Source organism: Rhizobacter sp. P3_B12 (genome assembly GCF_056402895.1).
Map to the genome: position 1 here is coordinate 1 of NZ_JBFUGN010001313.1, position 1,366 is coordinate 1,366.

Below are 1,366 nucleotides of genomic sequence, written 5' to 3' on the forward strand. Positions count from 1 at the left end.
ACAACGCCGTGATGGAACGCTTCTTCCTGAACCTGAAGATGGAACGCGTCTGGCAGCGCGACTACGCCAATCACGCCGAAGCGATGATCGATGTCGCCGACTACATCGCCTGCTTCTACAACCCCGTCAGGCTCCATTCCACACTCGGCTATCGCTCGCCCGTCGAGCATGAGCGTCACGCCGAACACACTCACTGAGATTCAACCCAAACCAACTCATTGGCGTGTCCGAAAAGACTTGACCACGACAAGCAGACTCAGCACCGAACTGGCGAGGTAGTGGCGTTTCATGACGATCAACGTCCTCTCAGGGGAATGGTTCGGCGGCGTGCCGGCATGACTAGTTGCCCGTCCTCGTGAGCAGACCCTTGTCAAGGATGAGCGGAGAGTCACCTTGCTCACCGGCACTTATTTCTTCTTTCGTCTCCCAGTAGATCGCATCGTTCTTCAGCGTCGCAACACCCTTGACGACAGCGCCGTTCCGTCCGCTGGTGACGACCAAGTGCGCCACGGTGCCGACCACCCTTCCTTTGACCGTGCCCTCACCACCCTCGTTGAGGCGACTGCAGCCTGCGGTTGCAAACGTGTGGGAACCCGTGATCCGAGCACCAGATTGCTTGAGAACGAAAGAGGCCATGCCGCATTCGGCGTTCGCTGCTTTCTGTCCGGTCGTACGCAGATCCATCGACCAGGTACCTGAGAAATTTGCACCGGCAGCGACCGCAAAGGTAGGGAGCAGAGTCAACGTCGCGGAGAAGAGAACGGTTCGGCAAGGACTCATAAGCTGCTTGTCGTTTGGCATGAGAGGCTCGATCCGGCTTGCCGGGGCCATCAAGGCATTGCGCCACTATCGCACGGCTGCGAAGCAGACTTTCACGAGTGTCGGCAACTGGCCGGCTCCAGCCGCTCGTCCGCGGGAGCTGACGGCCACTGGCCGGACCGTTGAGGATTGTGCCGACCGGATCCGTCAGCACGAATGGTCAGGCACTGAACTTTTGGGGAAACAGCCGATGAGCGGCAAAGCAGCCTGCTACGCCACCAGAGCCTATGGCAAAAAAATGTAGTGCAACGAGTGGACTGGGCAGGGCGAGAGCCATACACATGGCTACTCCCCATAGCCCGGCGAACGAAAAAGTCAACCCGATGAACAGGGCAGCCCCCGCAGGACGATTCCATGGCTTCAATAGAAGCGACGGCGGCAACGCGAACGTGCCAGGGGGGAGCTTCTGAAGTTCCATCCAAAGGAGGCCGACCGAGGTCACCAGGGCGGCGGGAAGCGTGATGGCTACGCTCGTCCAAGACGGTGAATGCTGCGAAGGAAATGTGGCAGAGAGGTAGCCCCATCCTGCGCAAATGAAGAACCAGAA

At 59.1% G+C, this 1,366-nt stretch carries 3 protein-coding genes; 1 reads left to right on the forward strand and 2 read right to left on the reverse strand.

Annotated features, from left to right (window positions below):
- On the forward strand, positions 1-197 hold a 197-nt coding region (locus AC1D01_RS34820; protein ID WP_477874100.1), incomplete at its 5' end, for an IS3 family transposase.
- Between the two features lie 142 nt (positions 198-339).
- Here the strand turns inward: AC1D01_RS34820 and AC1D01_RS34825 are convergent.
- Positions 340-801: a hypothetical protein gene (locus tag AC1D01_RS34825; RefSeq protein WP_477874102.1), complete on the reverse strand. Its 462-nt coding sequence runs from the start codon at positions 799-801 to the stop codon at positions 340-342.
- A 178-nt stretch (positions 802-979) separates the two neighbouring features.
- On the reverse strand, positions 980-1,366 hold a 387-nt coding region (locus AC1D01_RS34830), incomplete at its 5' end, for a hypothetical protein (RefSeq protein WP_477874104.1).